The organism is Dapis purpurea BLCC-M126, assembly GCF_050015975.1.
Taxonomy (GTDB): domain Bacteria; phylum Cyanobacteriota; class Cyanobacteriia; order Cyanobacteriales; family Microcoleaceae; genus Trichodesmium.
Map to the genome: position 1 here is coordinate 1 of NZ_JBNHER010000229.1, position 24,451 is coordinate 24,451.

The window sequence follows — 24,451 nt, forward strand, 5'->3', positions numbered from 1 at the left end:
CGATTGGATATGGCGAGGTTTCCTCGCCATATCCAATCGACCGCTTGTTTCTCCTTTAAAGGAGAGGCTTTATACCTTAATTATTCGGTAACAGATGACTTAAGGAGTTGAAAAAATAAAAATGGGCATCAGAAAAATCAATGAAGCTGTCTCGAAATTAAAAGCAATTATTTAATTAAATATAAATACAGCAATCCTAAATTTAGTTGTTGAAATAGTGATTTTGATTAGCCTTAACTATTAAGACTTAAGCTTTACCAATTTAATAGGATTGCCATACCAAACATTCAAAATTTATTTTATACCAAAGGCTGTCGCATTGGAGTACGACCGTAAGGATGTCCTTTATAACTAATAACAATTTGATTAGCTAACCATAAATCTAAACAACGACGCATTAATAGGTAGCGATCGCGCCACAACTCATGGCACTTTTCTGTTGATGGGCAGTCAATCACCATTACTACCCTGGAGCCAACTAACTCACGCTTTAACTGACAACTGTCTAATCCTATAGGACTCCCAGACTGAAACCGTTCAATTGCTATAGATTCTATATTGCCCATTGCTATCTTAAATGAATTCTAAAATAAATATAAAAAATTTTTGGCATTATGTAAAGAGGAAACTTGTCAAATTTTTAGTTTTATTTCTGTTGCAACAGATACTATTTTTTAAGTCAAAAGTCAAAAGTCAACATTAAAAAATCAAAAGTTATTTTTTGCTGTCAAGAAATTTGAGAATTTGATATTTTAATCGCCACAAAAACACCATTTTTTTTGTCAACGCTATTCTAAATATATAGAGACAATAAAATTGTCCCTAAAGCTGAATAAAACATCAACCGCACTATAGGGAGGCCAAGTGTTATCTAGCCTTGCAGTAACTAGCTCTCGTCAAGCAGAAATAGTCGAAATTGTCCTCCGTAACGGTTGGGACTACATGAAAACTCTTCTCACAGGAGGCAAAACTGGTGAACCAGACTTACCAACACCAGCAGTTCTGCGCAATATTTTTGTAGATTTAGGCCCAGTATATGTAAAACTTGGTCAGCTACTAAGTACACGTCCAGACCTATTGCCAGCGGACTATATCGATACCCTGTCAAGTTTGCAGGCAGATGTACCACCAATATCTTGGTCTGAGGTAGAAATCTTAATTCGTCAACAACTCTCCCAGCCTCTAGAAGAAATATTTAGCTACATTAATACTGAGTGTGTAGCAGCAGGTTCTATTGCTCAAACTTATAAAGCTACTTTAAAAGACGGTACGGAAGTAGCTCTCAAAGTTCAACGTCCCGGCATTGATAAAATAGTTGATAAAGATATTGCGTTGCTCAAAGGTTTAGGTGAGTTAGTCTCATTTACAGAATTCGGCAAAGACTACGATATCCTGTCTTTAGCTGAAGAATTTGCTGTAGCCTTGCGAGCCGAACTTGATTTTACCAAAGAAGCTGGTTATACTGACGAACTACGCCGGAACCTATCTACAAGTAAGTGGTTTGAACCGAAGCAAATTATGCTGCCGAAAGTATATTGGGAACTGACCACCCCGAAGCTTTTAGTTCTCGAATGGCTCAATGGTAAACCAATTTTATCAGCAAAAGTTAAAGGTACTAACTACAATGGCGATATAAATTCAGAAAAGCAAGCACTTTCTACCTTATTATGTCGTGCTTTCTTTCAACAATTTTATATCGATGGTTTTTTTCACGCCGATCCCCATCCAGGGAATATATTTTATTTGGAAGATGGGCGAGTTGCTTTACTAGACTGTGGAATGGTAGGTCGCCTCGATCCTCGAAGTCAACAGAATTTAACAGAATTATTATTAGCAATAGTTGATTTAGATGCTAAAAGATGTACTCAGCTAACTTTAGAAATGGCAGAAGTTGCTCAACGTTCAAACTTAGCTAAGTTGGAAAATGATTACAGCAAAATGCTGCGAAAATATTACAATCTTAGCTTAACTGAAATTAACTTTTCTGAAGTATTTTATGACATCTTACAACTGTGTCGTAACAACAAAATTAAATTACCAAGTAATTTAGGTTTATTTTCCAAAACTTTAGCAAATTTAGAAGGAGTAGCTCGTAGTTTTTATCCTCAAATTAATCTTTTGGATGAGATTAAACCATTAATGACTGATTTATTTCGCCGACAATTATTAGGGGATGATCCGGTGCAAACTTTATTAAGAACAGCTATTGATGTGAAGAATTTATCTTTAGAGTCGCCTCGTCAACTAGACTTATTTTTAGATAGACTTACTTCTGAAACATTGAAGTGGAATTTGACTCTAAAAGATATTGAACCTTTGCGTCGTAGTGTAGATAAGTCAGCCAATAGATTATCTTTTAGTGTGGTTGTAGGTTCGTTAATTATTGGTGCTGCTATTGTAACTGCGGGTTCTCAAGGTAGTCAGTTATCTTTGTTAAGTGAAGCTTTATTTGCAGTAGCTAGTTTTCTTGGGTTGTGGTTAATTATTAGTATTCTTCGTTCTGGCCGTTGGCGAGAGTAAAATAGAATTTAGAATTTAGAATTTAGAATCATTAAATTTTGTATTTCATATAAAAAAATAAATTAGGGAGTATTTGTTGAATCTAAATACTCCTGATTATCTATATATATTTGAATATTTTCGAGAATCTGTCTCAAATATTCTACTACTTTATCTTTTATTTTTATTAGTTCATCAGCACCTCTTTCTTTTCCTACCTCAGCAAAAGATTTAATTCCATGAGCTAAATCATTTCTGTTAGTCTTGACTGTTAATAAATCACCCCCATTACTTGTTTCTGTATACTCTGTATCGGCAGAAAATCCATATTTACTAGCAATATCTCTAATCAATCTAGCATCAATATTTCCAGAAAATAGTTCTTCTCTCTTAAATCCAATTTTAACAATATCAAGAGATATGTCTTGAATTTGAGCAAAAATTTGATCGGGGTCTCTACGCTTGAGATTCCGAAGCAAAATTTTCTTTAATTCAGGTTTAATATTATCGAAAGAAACACCTTGATTTTGTAGCTTATTAAATATTGCTTCAATAGCATCTTTCATTGTCGATTCTATTAAATTGTAAAGTAATAAATAACCACTTGCTTTGAGAGTATTTTCTAACTCAGTGTCTATTTTTTTAGCTTTACTATTTCCTTGACCTTCTGTGATTAATTTTATTTTTCCTTGCTGTAAATCTTGGAGGAAATCAAAATATTTACTTACTTCTTCAGAGCGCTGATTAAAATCTTCAAATGATATAGTCATTATTTACCTAATAGTTGATCCCTCACATATTCAATTCGTTTAACTACCTTAACATTAGAACTGCTTCCATCACTTTTTGTGTACTCTTGAAATTCCTTTGTATTGAGTAAATTATTTCCTTGATACTGAAGATTGTTTTTTTCCCTCAAGGCAAGAGCAATACCTACAGAAAGAGATTCAAATTTAATTCTAGTTGTTGTTTGATCTAAATTTTTACCTGAGCGAAAACCATTAGGAAAATGTTTTCTCACAAAATCTATCATTGCTTCAAATTCATGTTTCATTTCCTTTAAATTTGTTTTTTTATCTTGATTAACATTCTGCAAATATTCATTAAGAAAATCATTGATTCCTGGTTTACTTTTAAAATTTTGATAATTATTTAAGAAAGCAAAAAAACGTAAGACATATTCTTGAGGTTCACGTCTATCAATAGCTGTTTGAGAAAAAGAGCAAAGGTCTCTAAATGTTAGTAACTTTGATAATTTTTCAACTAAATCAGTAACTGAGCCTGGTAATATGCCTCTGCGTTTCTCCATTTCATTTAACTGAATACTACCTGTATTAATTCTTTCAAAAATATCTCTTCGTGTTTCTTCATCTGCTTTTTCTGTTAGTTGAATTATTCTAATAGTAGCTCTGTTGAAGCGTCTCTGACGAGGAAGAGATAGGTCTTCAAATCTAAAATTATTGAGTTTACTTAACTTTTTCAATTCACATAGTATTAGCTCATTGTTAATAAATCTAGTTAGGGTACGGATACGTTGAGTACCATCTATAATCTCTAAGCGAGCTTCATCTTCTTCATTTTCTTCATCATTAATATCAGCAACAAATATAGGAGGTATTGGCAATCCTAAAAATACAGACTCAATAAATTTTGACTGATCTTTTTCTTCCCAAACCATCTCTCTTTGATAATCAGGTATAAATAACTCATTAGTATCGTTTTCTTTTCCTTCCATATACTTCTGAACAATAACTTCTACTGGATATTCAGTTGTTCGATAATCAACAGCTTTTTGCTTTTCCCTAATCTCAGCTTCAGCAGCTTCTTTTTGTTCATTAGTTATTTGAAATTTACTATTAGTTGCTTTTGGCTTTGCTGGCATATTGTTGTTTTGGGTAGGTTGTCTAATATTTAAAGTATATGATACCTCTAAATCCCTTTTATCAACTGAATATTTAAGATAGTGAGAGATTATTATAAGATTTAATTTAATTAAAAATTCCCAGAACTTAGCTGATATATTAATAAGCTGTAAGTCCTTATAAACCAAACATCAATAATAAATTTTCAACCAGTTATTCAAGCTATTAATTTTTGGTTAAGTTTGTTTAAACTTTTAGAAGAGTGGTTAAGTTTGTTTAAACTTTTGGAAGAGCATTTTATATTAAATCTAAGGAAACTTAAAATTTTAACTGTATGGGGATCTATTAAAGTAGCGAGATATAACACTATTTCAGCCTGTTTAACCAGACTTAATCTGATACTAAATCACAAAAATACTAAATATTCAGTCAAAAATATATCTATTATCCGAAATTTGATTAGCTAAACTTGATATATATAAGTAATAGCCTATATAGCTCTTAAACTTTCCTCTTTAATCTTGAGTTAAGCAAAAATCCATAACAGAGTCTCTGGAAAATAGTCTGTTTTTTTAGAGAATTTTTTGTATAAAAAATTCTCTACCTATCTACCCATCCTGCCCTTGTTCTTGAGTATTCCTACCCTTCTTAAAAGAGGGATAGGGTATCTCGATATCAATAAATACTTTCTGGCGCTCCTTTCAATTCAGGGTAATTATTACTTCAAGTGATTGAGATTTTTAGGCTACTAATCAAGCAACTTGAGCTGACAAGGCAAGATTAAGTTAAGTAAACAAAATTATTTGTATATCTACTACTCAGGTATATTTTTTGTTCCCTCTCTTGCTCCTCATTCCCGACCCGGAATCCCACGACTTTTCTCCACCTCGACCATGAGTTAAATTAATTTTACCCAGGTACTTAGTATGACTATTTTATTATTCAAAAAAGTCGGTTTGATTGCCTTGATACCTGTATGTTTAACTGTATTTTTTGAGTATCCTTCTTTCTCAAAAAACTATACTCAAAATCAAAAAATTTCAGCAAATAACAATTACATATTCAAACTTAACAAACCTCAGTCTGTTAAATATAAAAATCAATATCCTACCACATATATTAGAAATGGAATGGAAGTATCTGAAGATGGCTGTATCATCAAAAATTTAACATTGAGAAATGGCATGAATCTCAAAATCAAACAAAACTGTAATTAGGGCAGGCTGAATAAATCTATAACTCATATATCAGAAGTTTAATATCATTTATCATCCATTAATTCTTTATTTCAAAACAACTTTATTGTTCTATAACTTGCTTGAATATCATAAATATTATTGAGCCAAGCAATTATTTTAATATAACTATCAAATCCTTGTTAACAAGGCATTATAAATCTCAACCATGCCCTAACTATGCTAACAAAACAGATAAGAACAAACTCAACAACAGGATTTATAAATGTATTGACTGTGGTTATGAAAACTCAATAAATATTATTCTAGTAAAATAATTCCAATACCAATTTCCAAAAATATTATTACATTAGTTTAAGTTAGGTAGGAGACGAAACCCTTCAGATTAACCACGTAATAGTGTAGGGTTATTAAGAGACATCTCCGATAATCAAAAATTAAATCAATTATAGTGCAGAAATAATCAATTATTTTCCTCTACTTCCTTCTCCCTACTCCCTACTCCCTCTTTTCGGGAGAGGTCTAATAGATACGCATATTACAACTACAAATTTCTCTATCTATTCATACTCTAATAATACTCATATCGGACAAATTTACCAGTTCTAATGGGTAAATCTAGATAATTATCCTGGTATGTTGTGTCCTGCAACTTCATTTCATAGACTTGGATAAAAGAGTTTATAGTTGAGTATTACGATTGAGACTATAATAGATAACTAGCTATATATGCAATTGTTTATTATTAGAAAGTCGCCCACTTATGGGTGAGACTTTAGACCAAATTGATTGGTAACTATGACCAAAAAACAGGGTCTTAAGCCTCCCCTTTTAAGGGGATGAAAAGCCGTCGTTTAGCTAGCGCACAACTTTCCTATCGGAATGCTAAAGCAAACGCACTTCGGCTGTTGCCGACATGATTTGCGGAGCTTTCCGTAGGATGGGATGGCTAAGTTTCCTTGCCATATCCAATCGACCAAGAGAAAGTAAACGTCACTGTTTCAAGCCTCTGACTTCAGCCAGAGGTACTGATAACTGATAACTGATAACTGAAATGACACAAACACCACCTCCTCGTCCCCCTGCTCCACCACCGCCAGGAGCCCGTGGTTTACCACCTCGTCCACCTGCTCCTCCCTCTCCTCCAGGAGCAAGAAAACAACCAACAGCCCCTCCAAAACCTTCTAATTCTTCACCAGCATCAGCTCCAGCTCCTCAACAAACTATTCCTCCTACAGAAACTGCATCAGCCCAGCCACCAACTCCTTCCGGTCCAGAACTTGGTCCAGGACAAGTAAAATTGACAGAAATTGTCCGGCGGGCTGAACAAGAAGGAATTTCAGATATTCACTTGGGTGTAAATGAAATACCAAGATTTCGTAAGCGTGGCGACCTCGTACCAATTGAATATCCAGAGACCGACTTAGGCACTTTTATGAGTTGGCTACGGGAAATTATGAAGGATGAGGAAATTCGGACATTCCAAGAAAATCTAGACTTTGACGGTGCCGCTGACCTAGGTTTTGTCCGAATACGGATTAGCTTGTTTGATTCTCTTGCTGGTCCAGCTATGGTATTACGACTGATTGGTGCAAAAATTCTGAAGATGGAACAACTCAGATTGCCAGAAGTGTTTAAGAAAGTTTGCCACTACCATAAAGGATTACTTTTGGTTACAGGGCCAACAGGTTCTGGTAAGTCCACTACCATGGCAGCGATGATTGATTATATGAATGATACTTTTCCTTATCACATCATCACTATTGAAGATCCTGTAGAATTTGTCCATGAAAGCCGAAAATCTTTGATCAAGCACCGGGAGGTAGGTAGACATACCCTGAAGTTCTTCAACGCTCTTAAAGGTGCTCTCCGTCAAGACCCCGACTTAATGTTAGTAGGGGAAATTCGGGATAAAGAAACGGTAGGAATTGCCATTAAAGCAGCATCAACAGGACACTTGGTGATGGGAACTTTGCACACTAATAGTGCCGTTAAAACCATCACTCGTATTCTTGATATGTTCTCAGCTGAAGAACAACCAGCAATTAAATTAGCTCTTTCAGAAATTCTGGTAGCGGTTATTGCTCAGTTGTTGTGTAAGACTACTGATGGTAAGCGAGCAGCTTTCCATGACATTTTGATTAATACTGATGTAATTAAGGAATATATTCTCAAAGATCAGTACGAAGACATTAACCAAATCATGCTCAAAGATACTTATGAAGGCATGACTACTATGAACAGGTCTTTGTATGAGCTTTACCAAGAAGGTAGAATCACTGAAGAGATAGCAATCGATCAGTCACCTTCCCCGAACGAAATGGCTCAAATGCTACGGGGCAGAATTTAAAAAGATTATTAAATTTTCAATTTCAAGTTTTCCAGATCAACTAAAGTGTAAATTGACAATAGAAACTCAATAATTAGGAAAATTTGGACACGCCCTAGCTCAAACTAGATAAAAAGTGTTACTAGCTTCAGTATCATAAGTCTTATACTCAAAAGTTTGCAGTTGATCTTAAATTTATTTTCTTGAAGCCAACTACTCCAGAATTCCCCCAGTTATTCAAAGGTATTGCCTTGTTTACACCTGGGGGAGATTTAATTTATTGCATAGACCCAAGCAAAAAAAATCGATGGCATCTACACCTATGTGTAGAGCTGCAAGAAATATTGGGGCTATCTGAACCCCCACATTTCTTAATACCTGGATACACTGCAACTATTGATAAATGGCTAGACCCTGACACTCAGCAAGTCCAAGTTTTTGCCGAAGCTTATGTCCCAGTCTTGAGATACCAAGCATTGCTTAATGCAATTTTTCATACTGGTGAGATGATTTGGCAATCAGCTCCATGGTCAGAGGAATTTTGTAATCCAATGGTAATTGCTACTTATTATGATCGGTTTCCTCAACTCTGGGAAAATCATGACCTTGTTGTGTGTCTTGATCGACAAGAGTTTAATCTAGATTCTATTCCAGAGGAAATCTCAACCTTAACTGTTGATTCACAACCAGAAGTGGAAGGCTATGTTCTCCGGTTATTTGTATCAGGTAAAAATATTGCTACTGAGCGGACTCTTCAGAGTCTCCACCAAATATTAGAAAAATCTCTTTCTCTTCCTTATACTTTAAAAGTAATAGATGTGTTTCAACATCCGGAACAGGCTGAAGTAGATTTAATTACTGCTACTCCTACTTTGATTAGAGTTTGGCCTCTACCTGTCCGTAGAATTGTTGGGGAATTTGATGATGTGGAAACAATTCTCAAGTTGTTAGAAACTACTAATCGAGATTCTAAAATTTAGATTTTTTGGCATCTTAGCCGTCAATAATGGTCAATAATTAAGAACTAATAATTAGGACTTGGAGATTAAGTATAGCAATCCTAAATAAACTGTAACAACTTAAAAACTATAGCCCTACACAAATAGCTTAGGATATTCCTCTTTTCCCTTAAAACCAAAATTTATTGTCCTAACCAAAAGATGTAGTGCTATACAAATAAACTCCGAGACTGTTGCCCATTGCCTATTCTCTATTCCCAAACAGCGACAAGATTTTGGACACGAATAAAATAGGATTGCTGTATCAAAGCCTTTATCTATAAATTCGGCGTTGCTGACTTTTGACTTTTGACTTGAATAAAAATGGAACTTTGGGATATTGCTGCTATTGACCAACACGCTCATAACTTGTTACAACCAGAAGCGATCGCTGGTTATCCTTATGTTGCTGCTTTTTCTGAAGCTCATCATCCCGATATTATTAATTATCATGCCCGTCATACCCTATTTTATCGTCGAAGTTTAAGGGATATGGCAGACTTATTAAAATGTGAACCGCAAGAGTCAGAAATATTAGCTAAACGAGATAATTTAGGCTTAGAAAATTTAACCAAAACTTGTTTTAATGCTGCCAATCTTGACACAATTTTGTTAGATGATGGTTTTCTTCCAGAGGAAATTTTACCTTGGCAATGGCATCAACAATTTGTAGGGGTAAAACGACTATTAAGAATAGAAAAAATTGCCCAAAATCTCATTCCCCAAGTGAATAGTTTTACAGAATTTTGGGAAAGATTTAGAGCAGAAATTGACTCACCACCACCAGAAGTCGTTGGTTTTAAAAGTATTGCAGCTTATCGTACAGGTTTAGAGATTCAACCTGTAAATATAGAATTAGCAAAATCTCAATTTAATACTTTAAAAAAAATAACAGGAGAAAAACCACCGCGTCTGAATGATAAGTCTTTAATTGACTTTTTAATAATCCAGACATTAGAAGTAGCTGCAAAACATAAAATGCCAATACAATTTCACACAGGAATTGGCGATCCAGATTTAGATTTACGTTTATCAAATCCTCTACATTTACGGTTTATATTAGAAGATAATCGCTTTAGTAATGCTCCCATTGTTTTACTACACGCTTCTTATCCTTATACCCGTGAAGCTGGTTATTTAGCATCAGTTTATCCGAATGTTTATATCGGTTTTGGGCTAGTGATACCTTCCTTAAGTGTGGCTGGAATGAGATGTGTAGTTAGAGAATTAATGGAATTAACGCCTATTAGTAAATTGATGTATTCTTCCGATGCTCATTTGATTCCTGATTTATATTATTTAGGTGCGAAATGGGGGCGAAAAGTTTTGGGAGAAGTCTTAGATGAATCAGTGAAAGATGGAGATTTAACTGTTAAAGAAGCTGAAGAAATAGCTGTGGATATTTTACGCCGAAATGCTGATAGTATTTATAGGTTGATTGATTAGGAAGTCAAAATTATTAGAGGAGTTTAATTATTATGACAGACAATGTAAATACTTCGGCTATCGAAACTTATGATCCTCAAAAAGAATCGGTAGAGATTCTTGAAGTTGTTTCTGATGGGTTATCTAAATATTTAAAACATCTTGGTTTGCCTCATAAAGATATTTTAGTACAAGTTAAACAACGTCAAAGAGCTATTTTAAATATACAAGAAATTATTCCTGATTTATCTTCAAAACAAAAGGAATCTGCATTTTATCTATCAAAATTTATCTCTGCTTTGATGATGGGTTTATTTGATGCAGCACTTAATTATCTTTGGGACGAAACAATTCAAAATCTTCGGAGAAAGGTAGCAACTTTTGACATTAATTATTTTTATGATACTGCTATCAAAGACCCAAAACAAAGAAATAAATTTAAAGATGAACAAGACTTAGTTAATTTACAAGATTGGGAATTAGTAAGAGGCTGTGAAGAAACAGGCATTATTACTCAACTTGGTTATAAACATTTAGATCATATTCGAGATATGCGTAATCATGCTAGTGCAGCTCATCCTAATCATAATGAAATCACAGGATTACAATTAGCTTCATGGTTAGAAACTTGTATTCAAGAAGTGATTGGTAAAGAACCTGAAGGAGCAGTTATTGAAGTTAAAAAACTTTTAAAAAGTTTACGAGAAGAAAATTTATCGAAAAATGATATTTCTCCTATTTCTGAAGGAATCAGAAAACTTCCAGAAGAATTAATTCATTCTTTATTAAGAAATGTTTTTGGAATGTACACAGATGTAGATATAGATGCAAACATACGAAGAAATATTAATCTTATTGCTCAAGAAATATGGAAAGTTTCTGCTGAAGAAGTGCGCTATGAAATAGGATTAAAATACTCTTCTTTTGAAATAAATGGAGAAATATCTCGAAAAAAAATAGCCTATAATTTTTTAGAAAATGTACAAGGATTGTCATATTTACCTCATGATACTCTTGCCCTTAAGTTAAATGAAGCACTAAATACGCTATTGATAACTCATAATGGGTTGAATAATTTTTATAACGAGCCAACACCTGCAAAATTAGTTGAATCTTTGATTGCAAATAGTGGAAAAATCCCCAAAAGTTCCATTATCGATTATGTCAGGGTTTTGACAATATGTAGAATTGGTAATGAATATGGAGTCTCAAATAATGCTCAGGAAATTTATGATAATTTAATCGCTAAATGGTCTAATGATGAGGCAAGATGTTTAATAAAATTACTTGCTGAAGATTCCAAATTACTTTCTAAGTTACAATTCCCTTCTTGCCAAAAAGAATTTAAAAATATAATTTCAAATATTTATCCTAATATAACAGAACAATTGATTAAAGATATGCTTGATTTTATCAAAGATTTTCCTGCAAATAGACGACTTAATTCAATCCCCACAGATAAGGAATTTCAACAAAGATTAGATAATCTTAAAGTCTAAGATTATAATATAATTTGCTCTCAAAACTTACAAAAGCTTGTTGTTGGCTTTGACTTTGTTCTACCCAACCTACAAAGTGCTACAGTTGCCAATAATAAGGAATTAATCTTTTCTCTACTAAATAAGTAGAACAATTTCAGAACAGAAGATTTATAACAAAGAAAATTATCAAAAAATCGACAACTCTAGTATTTGTAGGTTGGCTTGAGGCAACGAAACCCAATACACATATTAAAACGCACTAAAGTTAGGATATCTTACTATTAATATTGCGATATTTTTTTAACCAAAATTTATTCTCTTATAGCGCTTTTCAAATCAATACCTCACGTCACAAAATATGGTAGGGAAGGTTCCATGGAACCTCCCTACGACTGTAGTCTACCAAAATGAAAACCACTGTAACTAAAAAATGTACTTCCATAAAAGTTTTTGTTGGGTTGCGCTGTTGCTTAACCCAACCTACTGGACTGACACAGCTAAAACTGTGCATTAGAAAAATGACTTAATCTCTGATAAATTCAGACTTTTCCTAAAAATTTATTGCACCATTTAAGGCGTGTCAGTCTACTACTGGACTGTTTCACCTAAAATAGTGCATTAGCTTTTCGGGCTAAATTCTTGCTATAGATAGATTCCAGCATTTTTATAAAGCAACATTTAAGATGAAACAGTCCACTACAACTATTCCCTCATTCTTCCCTATTCCCTATTCCCTATTCCTTTCTTCCTACAATAAATCCTTAAACTTAGGATGATTAGCCAAACTCTTCAAAACCTTCTTAATATCCTGTGATCGCTCCTTTTTGACAATCAAAGTCACATTCCCATCCCTAACAACAACCACATCCTCCAGACCAATAGTTACAATAGCATCATCATCACTAGAGGAATAAAAAATCGACCCCTCAGTATTTAACCCCAAATGATTAGCCAACTCCACATTCGCACTATCCCCCTTAACCAAACGTTCCAAAGCATTCCAGTCACCCAAATCATCCCAACCAAAAGCCACAGGTAAAACAAAAGCCTTCTCAGTCCTCTCCATTACCACATAATCAATACTCTTCTTCTCCAACTGAGAATAACCCTCAGCACCCATATCCTCCAAAACACTCATCATTGTCGGCGCATACTTTCGTAACTCCGCCAACATTACTCCTACCCTGAACACAAAAATACCGCCATTCCAACTAAAGCGCCCTGTTGCCAGAAATTCCTCAGCCTTCTCTCGGTCAGGCTTTTCCGTAAACCGTGCCACCTGATAAGCATCAAACCCACCAAAATTTCCTGCCTCTTTTCCCTGTTCAATATATCCATAGCCAGTAGAAGGGAAAGAGGGCTTCACACCCAGGGTAACAATAGCCTCCTGGTTAGTAGCCAATTCGGCCGCTGCCTCCAGAGTTTTCTGGAATACTTCTGGCTCACCGATCCAATGGTCAGCCGGAAAAAATCCGACAACTGCATCTTCCCCATAACGGCGTGCCGTTTCTATTGCTGTCCAAGCAACAGCAGGGGCAGTATCCCTGCCTTCTGGTTCTGCCAATATATTTTCCTGTGGCATCTGGGGTAACTGTTGTGCCACACCTTGGGCTAACATTGCCGAAGTAACAACCCATAAACCATCCCAACCGTCAGATAATGGGAGTAGTCTCTCTGCTGTTGCTTGTAATAAACTTTTACCAGTACCATCAAGAGAAAGAAACTGTTTGGGCCGATGCTTACGACTCAGAGGCCAAAAACGTTCTCCTTTTCCACCAGCAAGAATAACAGGTATCATCAGATTCTAGATTACTTAATAGACTTAGATAATTCCATCTTGACATACTCCCGACGTTGCACTTACGCGACAATGCGGGATTCTTCAACCAGGGAGGCCCTGACCGCACTTTTTACAGAGGTGATGTCCTCCCCCTGTGTTGATAGTAATCCTATTTTTTGTATTAGAAGTGCTGAGTTATAGTCCCTGTCTAGTTCTTGTCCACATTTAGGGCAGGAATGCCAGCGTTCTGATAAGCTTTTAGAGACTTTGTTCAAACATTCCCAACAATGTTGAGATGTACCTTTTGGGTCTACTTTGATAATTCTCTTGCCGAGTTTCCAGGCAACATACTCTAAAATCTGAACAAACTGGCCAAAGGCTGCATCCTGCAAAGACTTATTTAATCCTGACTTGGCTGACTGACCATTGGGTAAGAACTGACCATTATCCCCTAATTTAGCCTGGCAACGTCGGACTAAATTTGCTATTTGTAGGTCTTCTAGGAATATCACGCTTACATCACTAAACAAATGATAAGCAAGTTTGAATTGCCAGTCTAACCTTTGTCTAGCTATTAGTTGATGAAGTTTCGCTATTTTAAATTTGAGAATTTTCCAAGGTCGGGAATTTTTTCGTTTCTTAGCCAATCTTACCTGAATTTTAGACAACCGATGCTCAGATTTCCTGAAAAACTTAGGAACTTCTAGAAATTCTCCATCACTGGTGACAGCATAGTACAACAATCCTAAATCAATCCCTTTTGAGTTTTCTTCAGTGGGTTGAATTTCTGCAACCTCTGCAGGTACAGCCCTATCTTCTATCGTTAGGCTGAGATACCATCCATCCGCTTCGCGGATTACTGTACCTGTCTTAACTTTGAATCCTTCTGGTATTGGGCGATTGAATACAAAAGGGACTAAGCCAATCTTGGGTAAATTGACACAATAACGACCGTTAGCATTTTTGACAATATGGGCATTTGATAACTGAGGATAGCTAAAGGAATTATAGTAATGTTTACCTTTAAATTTAGGTCTACCAGTGGTATTACCGTTTTTATCAGGCTTGGTAAAGTTATCCATAGTGGTTTGCACTCTTTGGATCACATCTTGCAAGACTTGAGAATGTATATACTTATACTCAGGCCAGAGTTTTTTAGTCTGTGCTAAATCTGCTAGTTGAACGGTTTCCCACAAAACATAGCCATTGAGTATATTCGGATGTTTGTCCCCTTTTTTTGTTATGGGATTACCATTATCATCTTTTTTTCTACCATCTCGTGTTTGTACTCTAAACTCAGGAATGTTTTGATAAATTTGCTCTACTGAGACTACTGAAACATTAAGAGGACAAGCATTTACTGGGGTGCGTGTTGCTTCAAACCAGTTTAACCTTTCCGCTAAACGGTAATTATATTGTTTTCTGGCCATTTCCAACCAATTAGCTATAATCACCCCTTGGTTTTTATGAGGCTTGAGCTTGTACTTATATTTCAGTAGCATTGGAGAATCGACCTTTATTTTGACCTTAGCTATTATAACCCACGTTAACGTCTTAGTTTGATTAATCATCTGAATTTTTAATTTATATTTTCCTTTTTTGATTATTTATGAATAATACTTCTTCTACTAACTCCCGACCCATTTGGTTTAAATGGTGGTTCTGGATGTTTATATTACTCTTGAGTGGAACCACAACTACTTCTTTCGGAGCAATAACTGCTTTGTTTGCCCCCGTTGAACCAGAATTTATAACTCAACTACTCCAGGAATTTACCAGGGATGTTCTGTGGCGTAAACGCTTACCTTACCAACTTTCACGACCTATAAATATCCTAGTGATGGGAATTGACCAAGTTCGAGGAGTGCCAGAAGACTCTCCAGATATATTTGAGGGTCGTAGTGATACTTTACTTTTAGTAAGAGCTAACCCTATGAATAATACTGTCAGTTTACTTTCTGTGCCACGAGATACTCAAGTCCGAATTCCCGGAATAGGTCTTGCCAAAATTAATGAAGCCAACGTTTACGGAGGTCCGAAACTGGCAGAAAATGTTTTAGAAGATACTCTGAATGATATTAAGATTGACCGTTATGTGCGAGTCAGCAAAGGAGCGTTTCGAGAATTAGTAGAACAACTAGGTGGAGTAGAAGTTTTTGTTCCTCAAGCTATGTCTTATGTTGACAATACCCAGAAGTTACATATAGATTTACAAGCAGGTTGGCAAACTCTCAATGGAGAACAAGCAGAACAATTTGCCCGTTTCCGAGAAGATGTTTATGGGGATATTGGTCGCGTACAACGACAACAAGTTTTGCTAAAGGCGCTACGAAGTCGCGTTACTAATGTGGCAGTTATACCTCGGTTGCCTCAAATTATTCGGGTGATGCAAAAGTATGTTGATACTAATTTAACTTTTCAGGAAATGCTGACTTTGATCGGTTTTAGTCTTGACTTAGAGCGGGATGATTTTAAAATGGTAATGTTGCCAGGAAAACCTAGTTCTAGAAATGAGTATTTGGCTAGTTATTGGGTTATAGATGAGGCGGGTCGCGATCGTGTTCTGGAACAATATTTTGATGTCAAACTAGACAAGTTTAATTATGACAATATATATAATCCAATGAAGGTAAATGCAATTTTGCCGATCCAGAATAAAATAGCTGTACAAAATGCCTCTAGTGACTCTCAAGTAGCGACAAAATTTGCTGAGTATTTGCGTGAGAAAGGATTTTATAATGTTTATGTAGTTCCTGACTGGTCTGACAAACAACGTTTTACTCAAGTTATTGTTCAAGGAGGTTATTTAGAGTCAGCAGAAGTTGTCAAAAATACTTTAGGTTTTGGTAAGATTGAAGCTGCTTCTACAGGTGAAATTGGTTCTGATTTTACCATTCGATTAGGGGAAGATTCTGTGAATAAAATTAATCTTTTACAGAAATAGTAATACCTATCTCACATAAGAAAAATATAACCAATTCTATACATTTGGCAACATAATTATTATCAATCTTATATACGAACAAGAAATTTAACAGCTTACTGATAATTTAGGTTTAAAAACTGAATTAATTTTAGTTTAGATTAAAGTTAATTCTCCAAGAATTGATTGCTCAAAATACGTTGCTCAAAAATCCCATCAAAACATATGATTACTTGGTAGAAATAATCTGCCAAGCTGTACTAGCTGTAAGCGTAAATACTAGGTTAGTACAACTAGGGGAGTTTAACTTTAGGCATTGCTGACAGGTGAATATAGAATCCATTTGGGATCTATAGATTCGGAGTGTAGAAGGTGTGGGGAGATGAGGGCTTAGATTCTACTTTTTTCCCCTATTTTATTTCTCAATCTCCGTTCCTTCTGAGGACTGACTCCTTACTCCTGTGCCAAAAACTCTCACCTTTGCGGAGATACCAAATGGGTTCTATAGCACACTATTAGACATCTCCGAAAATTAAAAATCAAATCAATTCTGATCCAGAAATTATCTATTCTTTCTTCCTGTTCCCTGTTCCCTCTTTTCCGGAGATGTCTATTGTCAAAACCGCTCTTATTAGAGATCTCCGATAATAAAAAATAAAATCAATTATCCTACAGAAATAATTAATTCTTTCCCCCCTACTCCCTACTCCCTCTTTTCCGGAGGTGTCTATTGATTGGTTTTCCCATACGAAGCTCCCCTAATAGCTGCCGCACTTGCTCCGCTTTCCTACAGAATGCTCCGTAAACATGTCGGCGACAGCCGTTAACTGAGTTGTGCGGCAGCTATTAGGGGAGAGCGCTGGTCTTCAACCAACGTTGAGATAAAACAACTCTAAAATTTTTCTTAGTTAATTAACAAATTAAGAGATTCCCAGTTCAGTACATCTTGTAAAATTGCTTGATAACCAGTGACATTAGGATGAATTCCGTCTGCACAAAGACGCGATCGCCACCAATTTTCGCCCCGACTTAACCATTGTTCAAACACATCTAAATAAGGTATTTGTCGCTTTAAACAAGCTAACCGAGTCGCCTCTTTATATATGTATTGGTCATCGTGACTATAATATAAACAATCCTGAAAAGGCATTTTAGCTTGGTCAACAGGAACCATTCCTACAAATACTACAGGACAAAGTTGTTTTGATGTATCTAATAACTTATCTAAAATTGTTTGAAATTTGTAAAAATCTGTATAATAACGTCCATTTTGTCTTTGGACTCTAGCAGAATCATTGACCCCTACAGAAAGAACAATAATATCTGGTTGACGATTTCTTAATTCTCCACGATGGTGAAACTCATGTTCTAGACGTTGTTCTACCTGTAAAACACGGTTTCCACGGACTCCCAGATTATATAATACATGGCCAGAACTATCTGGTAACATCCAATGTCGTCGCAGTCTTTCTACCCATCCACCACCTTCATGATCGCCAAAACCATAAACTAAACTATCCCCTAAAGCAACTATTTTTAGGGGATGATGATGGGTCTGAGAAAAGTCCCTTGAAGTTGGAGTAGTAGCGATTAACATAATTAATAAAAATCAATGAAATTAATAAAAATCAATGAAATTAATAAACTCTATTAAAATCTATTAAAATTTTGTTACATCCTAACTCAAAATATTAGTATTGACTAGACCATAGTGGGAAATATTCAATTAACATTGTTAATCTAGATATAGAATTATCAAAGACCAACAAAATTTATGCACATACAAAGGCAATCTAGTGTTGATTCGGCAGAACTAAGTCGTCGGTCTGAGGAGTTGATTAAAGCTTCTTCTAATCGTTATCGGGCTGTAGTCCAAGTAGCTAATCGTGCCAAGCGTCGTCGTTATGAAGATTTTGATAATTTTGATGAGCATCAAATAAAACCAGTCATTCGGGCTGTGTTTGAAATGTCCGATGAGTTGATGCAGCCAGAAATAATTAGTGACGTCAGTAGTAGTATGGATAGGACAATATAGTTTATTAACAGACTATAGACTTGAGTCGCGTGGATTCTGTTTCCCTCCGCGACTCATTTTTCACATAGCACTTGAAACCTCCTGAGTATTATCTTAATTAAACTTTTTGGTAGTTGGTTGAAAATAACCATGAGCAAGAAGCGATGGCTTAAATATTTGACAATTTCTCTAGTAACAGTCATTGTTGGGACTGGTATTGAAATTTTTGGAAATTCTTTAGCTAGTACAGCAGTCCATTCGACTTATTTATTAGAACATCAGTTGCTCAAAGTTACAAACGGAGAAAATTTTGAGTACCCAATCAAAATTGTCCAACGGCGGGTGCGACCAACTGAAGTATGGCCGTTTGTATATGAAAAAATACCAGATTTGCCATTGGAAAATGATTATATATCTAAGGAAACGGGTGAAGTTAATACTGAGGAGACCCTGGTATCACGTTTAATTAGGTATCATTTTTATGTCAAAGGTCGTGCACCCAATTATCGGTTTGATTGGAAATTAACATTAGCAGATTATTTGGGAGCTAATGACTATCTACAGTCATCTGTATATCCTGGGAATGATTCTTTGACAGAAAATCCGATGAACGGCGATCGCCAAGCAATTCAAAATTTAACTCGTTCTCAAAGAGATGCTTTAGTTAATAGATTGGTAGATATCTTTGGAGGCGACCCCAATCCTCCATCCATACCAGAAGTAGAGCAGAGAGATAACTCTGGACAGTCAGCTCCTAGAGCACCAGTGATTCTCCAACCAGGAGGTGCAGATTTACTTAAGCCTTAAGTTATGGAACGAATAGTCAAAAGTGGAGATGGTTGGCGGTTAGGTTGGAACCCTGAAGCGCTAGAGTTTCAGGGTTTAGTGGGTGGGGATAATTGGTCAATAGAATTGACAGAAGGGGAACTTGACGATTTTTGTCGATTATTAGACCAGTTAAACAAAACTATCTGCCAGATGGTCGATGAGTTGATGGATGAGGAAAGGATAGCCTGCGAAGCTGAAAGTGATTTGCTGTGGATGCAGGTGGAAGGTTTTCCACAAAGTTATACTGTTGAATTTATTTTGAATCAGGGGCGTAGGGGAGAGGGAAAATGGCCTGTAGAAGCTGTACCTGGTTTAGTCCAAGGAGCACAAATGTTGAAAATTTTTTGATTGGTATCATGTCCCGTAGCATCAGCATTACAGATTGCAAGTAACAACTAATTGATAAACTAAATAGTACAGAAGCTTTTCAATCGTCATTGCAAGGGGGGAGTGGGAAAGATCAATCCTAAATGGTTTCCTAATTATTATCTCTATGGCAATCTTTGGCATGACAGTTAATTTGGAGATTGCGACTTTAAGGGAAGGCTTTGTTTAAGACTCAGAAGGTTACTTTGTCTATGAGGTTAACTTATTTAATTGCCGCCTCACTTTGAAAAATATCATTTTATTAGCTCTGAGGAATAAGTAAGAAGGCTTGAAAGAAGAAAAAAACTGAAACTTGAGTCAATATTTCCCAACTAACTATTTAGACAAAAGATATTTCTGTAAATTTAAGATTTAACAACATTTTTATCAGGGTTTGAGGTGAATTACCGGAGAGGTCTAAGGAACAGACATGATATTATTTTTAATATGCTATAGTTAAAAAGTATGACTTAAAATATTTTGGGTAAAATTAGTTGCCAAAATGTAATATGGCGTGATATAGTAGTTAAGGTTAACGGGGCGTAGCGCAGCTTGGTAGCGCACCACTTTGGGGTAGTGGGGGTCGTGGGTTCAAATCCCGCCGCTCCGATTAAAAGGAAATTTTCATAACACCCCAACTTAAAGACACTCTAGAGCTAAATTCAACTCTAGGGTGTTTTTTTTGCTTAATATTCATCAAGCTCATAAGTGCAAATAGTCAGTAGGGAATGATTCTAGCTAATTATCTGGTTCCATCGAGTATTTATGCTGAATATTTGACTGATAATTTGACTCAATAGAAAAGTTAATGAATAGAATCTATACAGTTTAATTCCCAATTTTTTCTACTACTTTTAATGCTAAAACTTGACCTGCGGAATTTGGGTTTTAGAATTAATCAGCAAGCCTTAAGTATTCAAAAAGAATTTAATATTATTTGAGGAACTTAATATTTCCACCTTGAAGCTGTCAATAAGGTATAAACAAAATACTTGAAAACAGGAGTTAAAATAATGAAATACTTTTCAGTTGTCATGGAGCTATTATGAGAAAGACAGAAGTTTCTAGAAGATATTCGTCAAGGTCATCAACTTAAGGATAAAATATTAGGTTTATTAATTTCTAGTGCTGTATTTTTTGCTATTTATGGTGCAATAATAGGTAGTTCAAATAGTTGGTTACAAGCATTTTTTTCTGCTGTTAAGTTACCAGCATTATACTTGTTAACTTTAATTATTTGTTTTCCGACATTATACTTCTTTAATGTCATGTTTGGTTCCAAGAAAAGCTTTGAACAATTTTTGACATTATTAATGACTGCAATGGCATTAATTGCAGTTTTATTATTCGGATTTGCACCAGTTAGTTTATTTTTCCTCTTATCGATAAATAATTATCAGTTTTTTGTATTATTGAACGTTGTCATTTTTGCAGTTACAGGTTTTTTAGGGGTACAATTCTTTTACCTGGGAATGAATTTTTTATCTGAAGAAGATGTAGAAGGAAAAGAAGTTAGATTAAAGATTTTGCGATTTTGGTTGGGATTATATGCTTTTGTGGGATTTCAATTAGGATGGACTCTGCGACCTTTTTTTGGAGCACCAGGAGAACCTTTCCAAATTTTTAGACACAACGAAGATAATTTTTATTTAACGATTATCGATCTAATTACCAGTCTTTTAGGATGGAATTAACGAAGTCAAATCAATTCAAAATTATAACCTCTGCCTAAAGTCAGAGGCTTGAAATAAGGAAAATATTTTTGATTTTTTCGTTCTAAAGAACGAGGGTTGAATCCTTAATTAAACAATTATTTAAATTCACTTATAATCAAAATTTTTGAACTTTTAATTTTGAATTTTGAATTCAAAAAATGGTCAGAAGTCAGTAGGGGCAAATGGCCAGCAAGCCTGTACAGAAGTTGTTTTTATAACGGGGATTTAAGTTCCCCTCCAAAAACATTTTGCCTTAAAAGGCGGGGTTTTAGACCCAATTATTTTGATAAAATTTTTGTGGGAGCAAATGTGAAATAATTATGCAACCAGATTTACCAGATTTAAAAATTACAGATTTAGAGGTAGAGCAGTTAAGTGCTAAAAGTTTGAGTGATATATCAATGGTGAATTTATATCAGTTACCATTGGGATTTAGTAGGAAGCAACTTTTATCAATTATGTTGAATCAAATTGTTGTATTTGGTTTAACTTTAATTATTTCTTTACCTCTAACTTTATTGATGATTACGAAGACAAGTTATGCTTCCGATGACCCTCGCTTAATTAATCTATTTATCAAAATTGTTCTCGGAATATCATTGGGTATTACTCTGTGCTGGAATACTTATATGTGGTGGAAAACTAAACCTCTAAAAGAACTAGCAAAATTGCAGAATGAGGTAAATAAATATAATCAGGTAATTATGGCTGTAGAGATTATGGATAGATTAGCTGCGGTGGGAAATTTAGAAGTAAATTTGATTAATCGAAATGATGTAATCAAAGCATTGGGAGTAACCCGAGAAAGTTTGATTTGTGGATTACAAACAGAAAGAATTTTACGGGAAAATCAAGATTTTATTATGAGGCGGTATGAACTATTTGCGAGTATGGAGAATAATTTATCTGCTCTAATAAATTTTGATGTTAAAAATCAAGCAACTGAATATGGAAAATTACTTAATGAAGCATTAGAAATTGGGATGAGTGTGCAGAAAGAAGTACAAAATTTTTCTCGAGTTTCGGCAAGAAATAATATTCATATTAAATAAGAATTAATTGTAAAATATAATGGCAGATAAAAAAATAAACAATACTTATAAATTGCCATTTTTAATACCAAAATCGCGCAGTTTTTTACCAGTATTTATACTATATTAAATCAGCATGATTAATCCCTTGTATATTAAAAGTAATTTGTTGATAATGAGGTTTAATTATTTGGATGAACAACTTAGGAATATTATTGAACAAATGTTGTCTTTATCTCGAGAGAAATTTTCCTATTTACTATTACAGTTATCTCAATTATCTCGTGAGGAATTATTGGCAAGATTTAGTAGTAAAAGTTAATAAGGGAATGGGAAATAGTGAAATTTTTCATAAAACCTAATATTCTTTCATTTTGGCTTATTTCCTGATCGTGACTTGAAGATGGAATAATAATTATCGCGTTGGAAAAAGATTTTGGGTATTACTGAATAAATGTATGATATTACATTACCATGGATTAATGCTATACTTCGGTGAAAGTTCAACAGCTCATAAGTTAGCAAGATTTAAAGTCTGTTTTTGACAATTATTAGTTAGTTAGTAATTATTATCACTACTTTTCCTCTGCCGTAGGGACGTTGCATGCAACTACCTAGGGTTTGCTGAATAAATCTGAAAGTTTCTACAGATAAAACTTTTGGCATTTTTAAGTCTGGAAAAAGTGCGTTTATTTGAGTTGAAAAGCCTCAAAAAGTCAGTATTAACAGCAAGATTTGGACAGAGAAATTGAGGAATAGTTCTAACTCCTGCCTTCTCTAAATTCCCCATTCCTCCTGTCTCCTGTCTCCTGTCTCCTGTCTCCTACCCTTACTCATAAGACTTTTTCAGCAAACCCTACCTACTCCCCACACTTCCCCATCCAATCGTATATAGCAAGATTTTTGAGAAATTGTATTATACCAATTTGAAAAAAGAATGTTACGAATAGTAAGGGCAATAAAAAGATTTTACAGGAGATTTACCTTTGACAAAAAATATGATTTCCCAGTTAAAAAATGATATAGAAGCTATTCCCATACGACTCCTGACTCCTGACTCCTGACTCCTAAAAAGTTCCCTAGCGATTTGTAGCAAACATTTATCAAATTGGTATTACAGGATTCAGAAGTCATAATTCAGGAGGTAGAAAGGAGTTTTTTCCTAACTAAAGAGTGAGAAGTAGGAATGAACTCTTAACTTATCTTACGAATCTAGTTTGATACCTAAAATTAGCAACGCCAGATTTTGGAATCAAAAAGGGCGATCTCTTATCAAAAATCTATTTATCTATTTTAATATAACTCTTAGTCATTTCTCTATAATTCCAATTCCTCAGATAATTTAATCAGACAATTACTACCAATTTCTATGGCATTTCTCTTCATTAATTGATAATGAATAATCACCTCTGGTTAAAACCGTAACCGAATTGAATCTCAAGAAATATTATTAATTGATAATGGATATTGGATAATCAAAACTATCTCTAATTACTAATTATTAGTTAATAAAAACTATCTCTAATTATCAATTGTCAATTATCCATTGGTAAAGAGTGGCTTTAAACTGAATTGATTAATTATCAATTATCCATTGGTAAATCTATCTCAGTATTCTGGAAATCTTTAGATTGAGCTATAAGACATTTCCAGAAAATAAATAAGCCTTTTCCCAAATCACCTGAGATTAGATACAAAAAGTTACCCTAAAAATATCTTATACCATTTTGAAAAAAGAATGTTTAGAATAATAAGGGGAATTAAAATACTTGTACAGGATATCTATTTTTGACTAAAAATAGAATATAAATGCTTAAAAAATGGGCTTTAAGCTGTTCATTCTGACTCCTGACTCCTAAACTATAACTCCTAAAAAAAACTGACGATTTGTACCAAATATTATCAAACTGGTATTACCTGTTGCTTACTCCTGCAAAAAGTCTATTGTTTTTCGGAAAAGAAAAGATCAGGGCAAATCTGATTTAGGTGTAATACCACTTTGAA

20 protein-coding genes and 1 tRNA gene are annotated in these 24,451 nt (G+C 34.7%); 14 read left to right on the forward strand and 7 right to left on the reverse strand.

The annotated features are described in order from the left end of the window. Positions 1–299: 299 nt before the first annotated feature. Positions 300–566 carry a hypothetical protein gene (locus ACP6PL_RS20265; RefSeq protein ID WP_426547080.1) on the reverse strand — a complete coding sequence of 89 codons (267 nt, stop codon included), beginning with the start codon at positions 564–566 and terminating at the stop codon, positions 300–302. Between the two features lie 298 nt (positions 567–864). Between ACP6PL_RS20265 and ACP6PL_RS20270 the strand changes: the two genes are divergently transcribed. Beyond that, complete coding sequence (locus tag ACP6PL_RS20270) at positions 865–2,520, forward strand: ABC1 kinase family protein (RefSeq protein ID WP_426547081.1); 1,656 nt, start codon at positions 865–867, stop codon at positions 2,518–2,520. A gap of 62 nt (positions 2,521–2,582) precedes the next feature. Here the strand turns inward: ACP6PL_RS20270 and ACP6PL_RS20275 are convergent, their stop codons facing one another. After that, on the reverse strand, positions 2,583–3,269 hold the full coding sequence (locus ACP6PL_RS20275; RefSeq protein ID WP_426547082.1) for an MAE_28990/MAE_18760 family HEPN-like nuclease: 687 nt from the start codon (positions 3,267–3,269) through the stop codon (positions 2,583–2,585). Then, the gene (locus ACP6PL_RS20280; RefSeq protein WP_426547083.1) at positions 3,269–4,381 is read right to left on the reverse strand and encodes a DUF262 domain-containing protein; all 1,113 of its coding nucleotides are present in this window, start codon (positions 4,379–4,381) and stop codon (positions 3,269–3,271) included. Before ACP6PL_RS20280 ends, ACP6PL_RS20275 begins: the two co-directional genes overlap by 1 nt. Before the next feature lie 906 nt (positions 4,382–5,287). Between ACP6PL_RS20280 and ACP6PL_RS20285 the strand changes: the two genes are divergently transcribed. From ACP6PL_RS20285 to ACP6PL_RS20305, 5 genes are all read left to right on the forward strand, one after another. Then, positions 5,288–5,578: a hypothetical protein gene (locus ACP6PL_RS20285; protein WP_426547084.1), complete on the forward strand. Its 291-nt coding sequence runs from the start codon at positions 5,288–5,290 to the stop codon at positions 5,576–5,578. 1,033 nt (positions 5,579–6,611) lie between these two features. Then, positions 6,612–7,907, forward strand: a complete 1,296-nt coding sequence (locus ACP6PL_RS20290; protein ID WP_426547085.1) for a type IV pilus twitching motility protein PilT — start codon at positions 6,612–6,614, stop codon at positions 7,905–7,907. Between the two features lie 182 nt (positions 7,908–8,089). Continuing rightward, the gene (locus ACP6PL_RS20295; protein WP_426547086.1) at positions 8,090–8,866 is read left to right on the forward strand and encodes a circadian clock KaiB family protein; all 777 of its coding nucleotides are present in this window, start codon (positions 8,090–8,092) and stop codon (positions 8,864–8,866) included. A 342-nt stretch (positions 8,867–9,208) separates the two neighbouring features. Then, positions 9,209–10,330: an amidohydrolase family protein gene (locus ACP6PL_RS20300; RefSeq protein ID WP_426547087.1), complete on the forward strand. Its 1,122-nt coding sequence runs from the start codon at positions 9,209–9,211 to the stop codon at positions 10,328–10,330. A gap of 32 nt (positions 10,331–10,362) precedes the next feature. Continuing rightward, a complete protein-coding gene (locus tag ACP6PL_RS20305; protein WP_426547088.1) occupies positions 10,363–11,808 on the forward strand; it encodes a hypothetical protein in 1,446 nt (481 codons plus the stop codon). A 730-nt stretch (positions 11,809–12,538) separates the two neighbouring features. Here the strand turns inward: ACP6PL_RS20305 and ACP6PL_RS20310 are convergent. Both ACP6PL_RS20310 and ACP6PL_RS20315 read right to left on the reverse strand, forming a co-directional pair. Beyond that, positions 12,539–13,588 carry a mannose-1-phosphate guanylyltransferase gene (locus ACP6PL_RS20310; RefSeq protein WP_426547089.1) on the reverse strand — a complete coding sequence of 350 codons (1,050 nt, stop codon included), beginning with the start codon at positions 13,586–13,588 and terminating at the stop codon, positions 12,539–12,541. A gap of 62 nt (positions 13,589–13,650) precedes the next feature. Further along, on the reverse strand, positions 13,651–15,072 hold the full coding sequence (locus ACP6PL_RS20315; RefSeq protein ID WP_426547090.1) for an RNA-guided endonuclease InsQ/TnpB family protein: 1,422 nt from the start codon (positions 15,070–15,072) through the stop codon (positions 13,651–13,653). A 164-nt stretch (positions 15,073–15,236) separates the two neighbouring features. Here ACP6PL_RS20315 and ACP6PL_RS20320 point away from each other — a divergent pair, with 164 nt between their 5' ends. Continuing rightward, on the forward strand, positions 15,237–16,514 hold the full coding sequence (locus ACP6PL_RS20320; protein ID WP_426547091.1) for an LCP family protein: 1,278 nt from the start codon (positions 15,237–15,239) through the stop codon (positions 16,512–16,514). An 883-nt stretch (positions 16,515–17,397) separates the two neighbouring features. Here ACP6PL_RS20320 and ACP6PL_RS20325 read toward each other — a convergent pair. Next, positions 17,398–18,090 (reverse strand): GDSL-type esterase/lipase family protein, encoded by a 693-nt coding sequence (locus ACP6PL_RS20325; protein WP_426547092.1) that lies wholly within the window; start codon positions 18,088–18,090, stop codon positions 17,398–17,400. Between the two features lie 177 nt (positions 18,091–18,267). Here ACP6PL_RS20325 and ACP6PL_RS20330 point away from each other — a divergent pair, with 177 nt between their 5' ends. The 4 genes from ACP6PL_RS20330 to ACP6PL_RS20345 all read left to right on the forward strand — a co-directional run bounded on the left by ACP6PL_RS20330 (position 18,268) and on the right by ACP6PL_RS20345 (position 20,311). Continuing rightward, positions 18,268–18,528 carry a DNA-directed RNA polymerase subunit omega gene (locus ACP6PL_RS20330; protein WP_426547093.1) on the forward strand — a complete coding sequence of 87 codons (261 nt, stop codon included), beginning with the start codon at positions 18,268–18,270 and terminating at the stop codon, positions 18,526–18,528. Positions 18,529–18,657: 129 nt separating this feature from the next. Next, positions 18,658–19,314, forward strand: coding sequence for a hypothetical protein (locus ACP6PL_RS20335; RefSeq protein ID WP_426547094.1), 657 nt, complete (start codon positions 18,658–18,660; stop codon positions 19,312–19,314). A gap of 3 nt (positions 19,315–19,317) precedes the next feature. Continuing rightward, positions 19,318–19,683, forward strand: coding sequence for a DUF1818 family protein (locus ACP6PL_RS20340; protein WP_426547095.1), 366 nt, complete (start codon positions 19,318–19,320; stop codon positions 19,681–19,683). Between the two features lie 554 nt (positions 19,684–20,237). Next, positions 20,238–20,311 (forward strand) — tRNA-Pro (locus ACP6PL_RS20345). Between the two features lie 534 nt (positions 20,312–20,845). Here the strand turns inward: ACP6PL_RS20345 and ACP6PL_RS20350 are convergent. Then, positions 20,846–20,971 carry a hypothetical protein gene (locus ACP6PL_RS20350; protein WP_426547096.1) on the reverse strand — a complete coding sequence of 42 codons (126 nt, stop codon included), beginning with the start codon at positions 20,969–20,971 and terminating at the stop codon, positions 20,846–20,848. Here ACP6PL_RS20350 and ACP6PL_RS20355 point away from each other — a divergent pair. The 3 genes from ACP6PL_RS20355 (at position 20,970) to ACP6PL_RS20365 (ending at position 22,769) form a co-directional block, all read left to right on the forward strand. Next, complete coding sequence (locus ACP6PL_RS20355) at positions 20,970–21,395, forward strand: hypothetical protein (protein ID WP_426547097.1); 426 nt, start codon at positions 20,970–20,972, stop codon at positions 21,393–21,395. The genes ACP6PL_RS20350 and ACP6PL_RS20355 overlap by 2 nt on opposite strands. 341 nt (positions 21,396–21,736) lie before the next feature. Then, positions 21,737–22,468: a hypothetical protein gene (locus ACP6PL_RS20360; RefSeq protein WP_426547098.1), complete on the forward strand. Its 732-nt coding sequence runs from the start codon at positions 21,737–21,739 to the stop codon at positions 22,466–22,468. 169 nt (positions 22,469–22,637) lie between these two features. After that, entirely contained in the window at positions 22,638–22,769 is a 132-nt protein-coding gene (locus ACP6PL_RS20365) for a hypothetical protein (protein ID WP_426547099.1), read from the forward strand. Positions 22,770–24,451 lie beyond the last annotated feature (1,682 nt).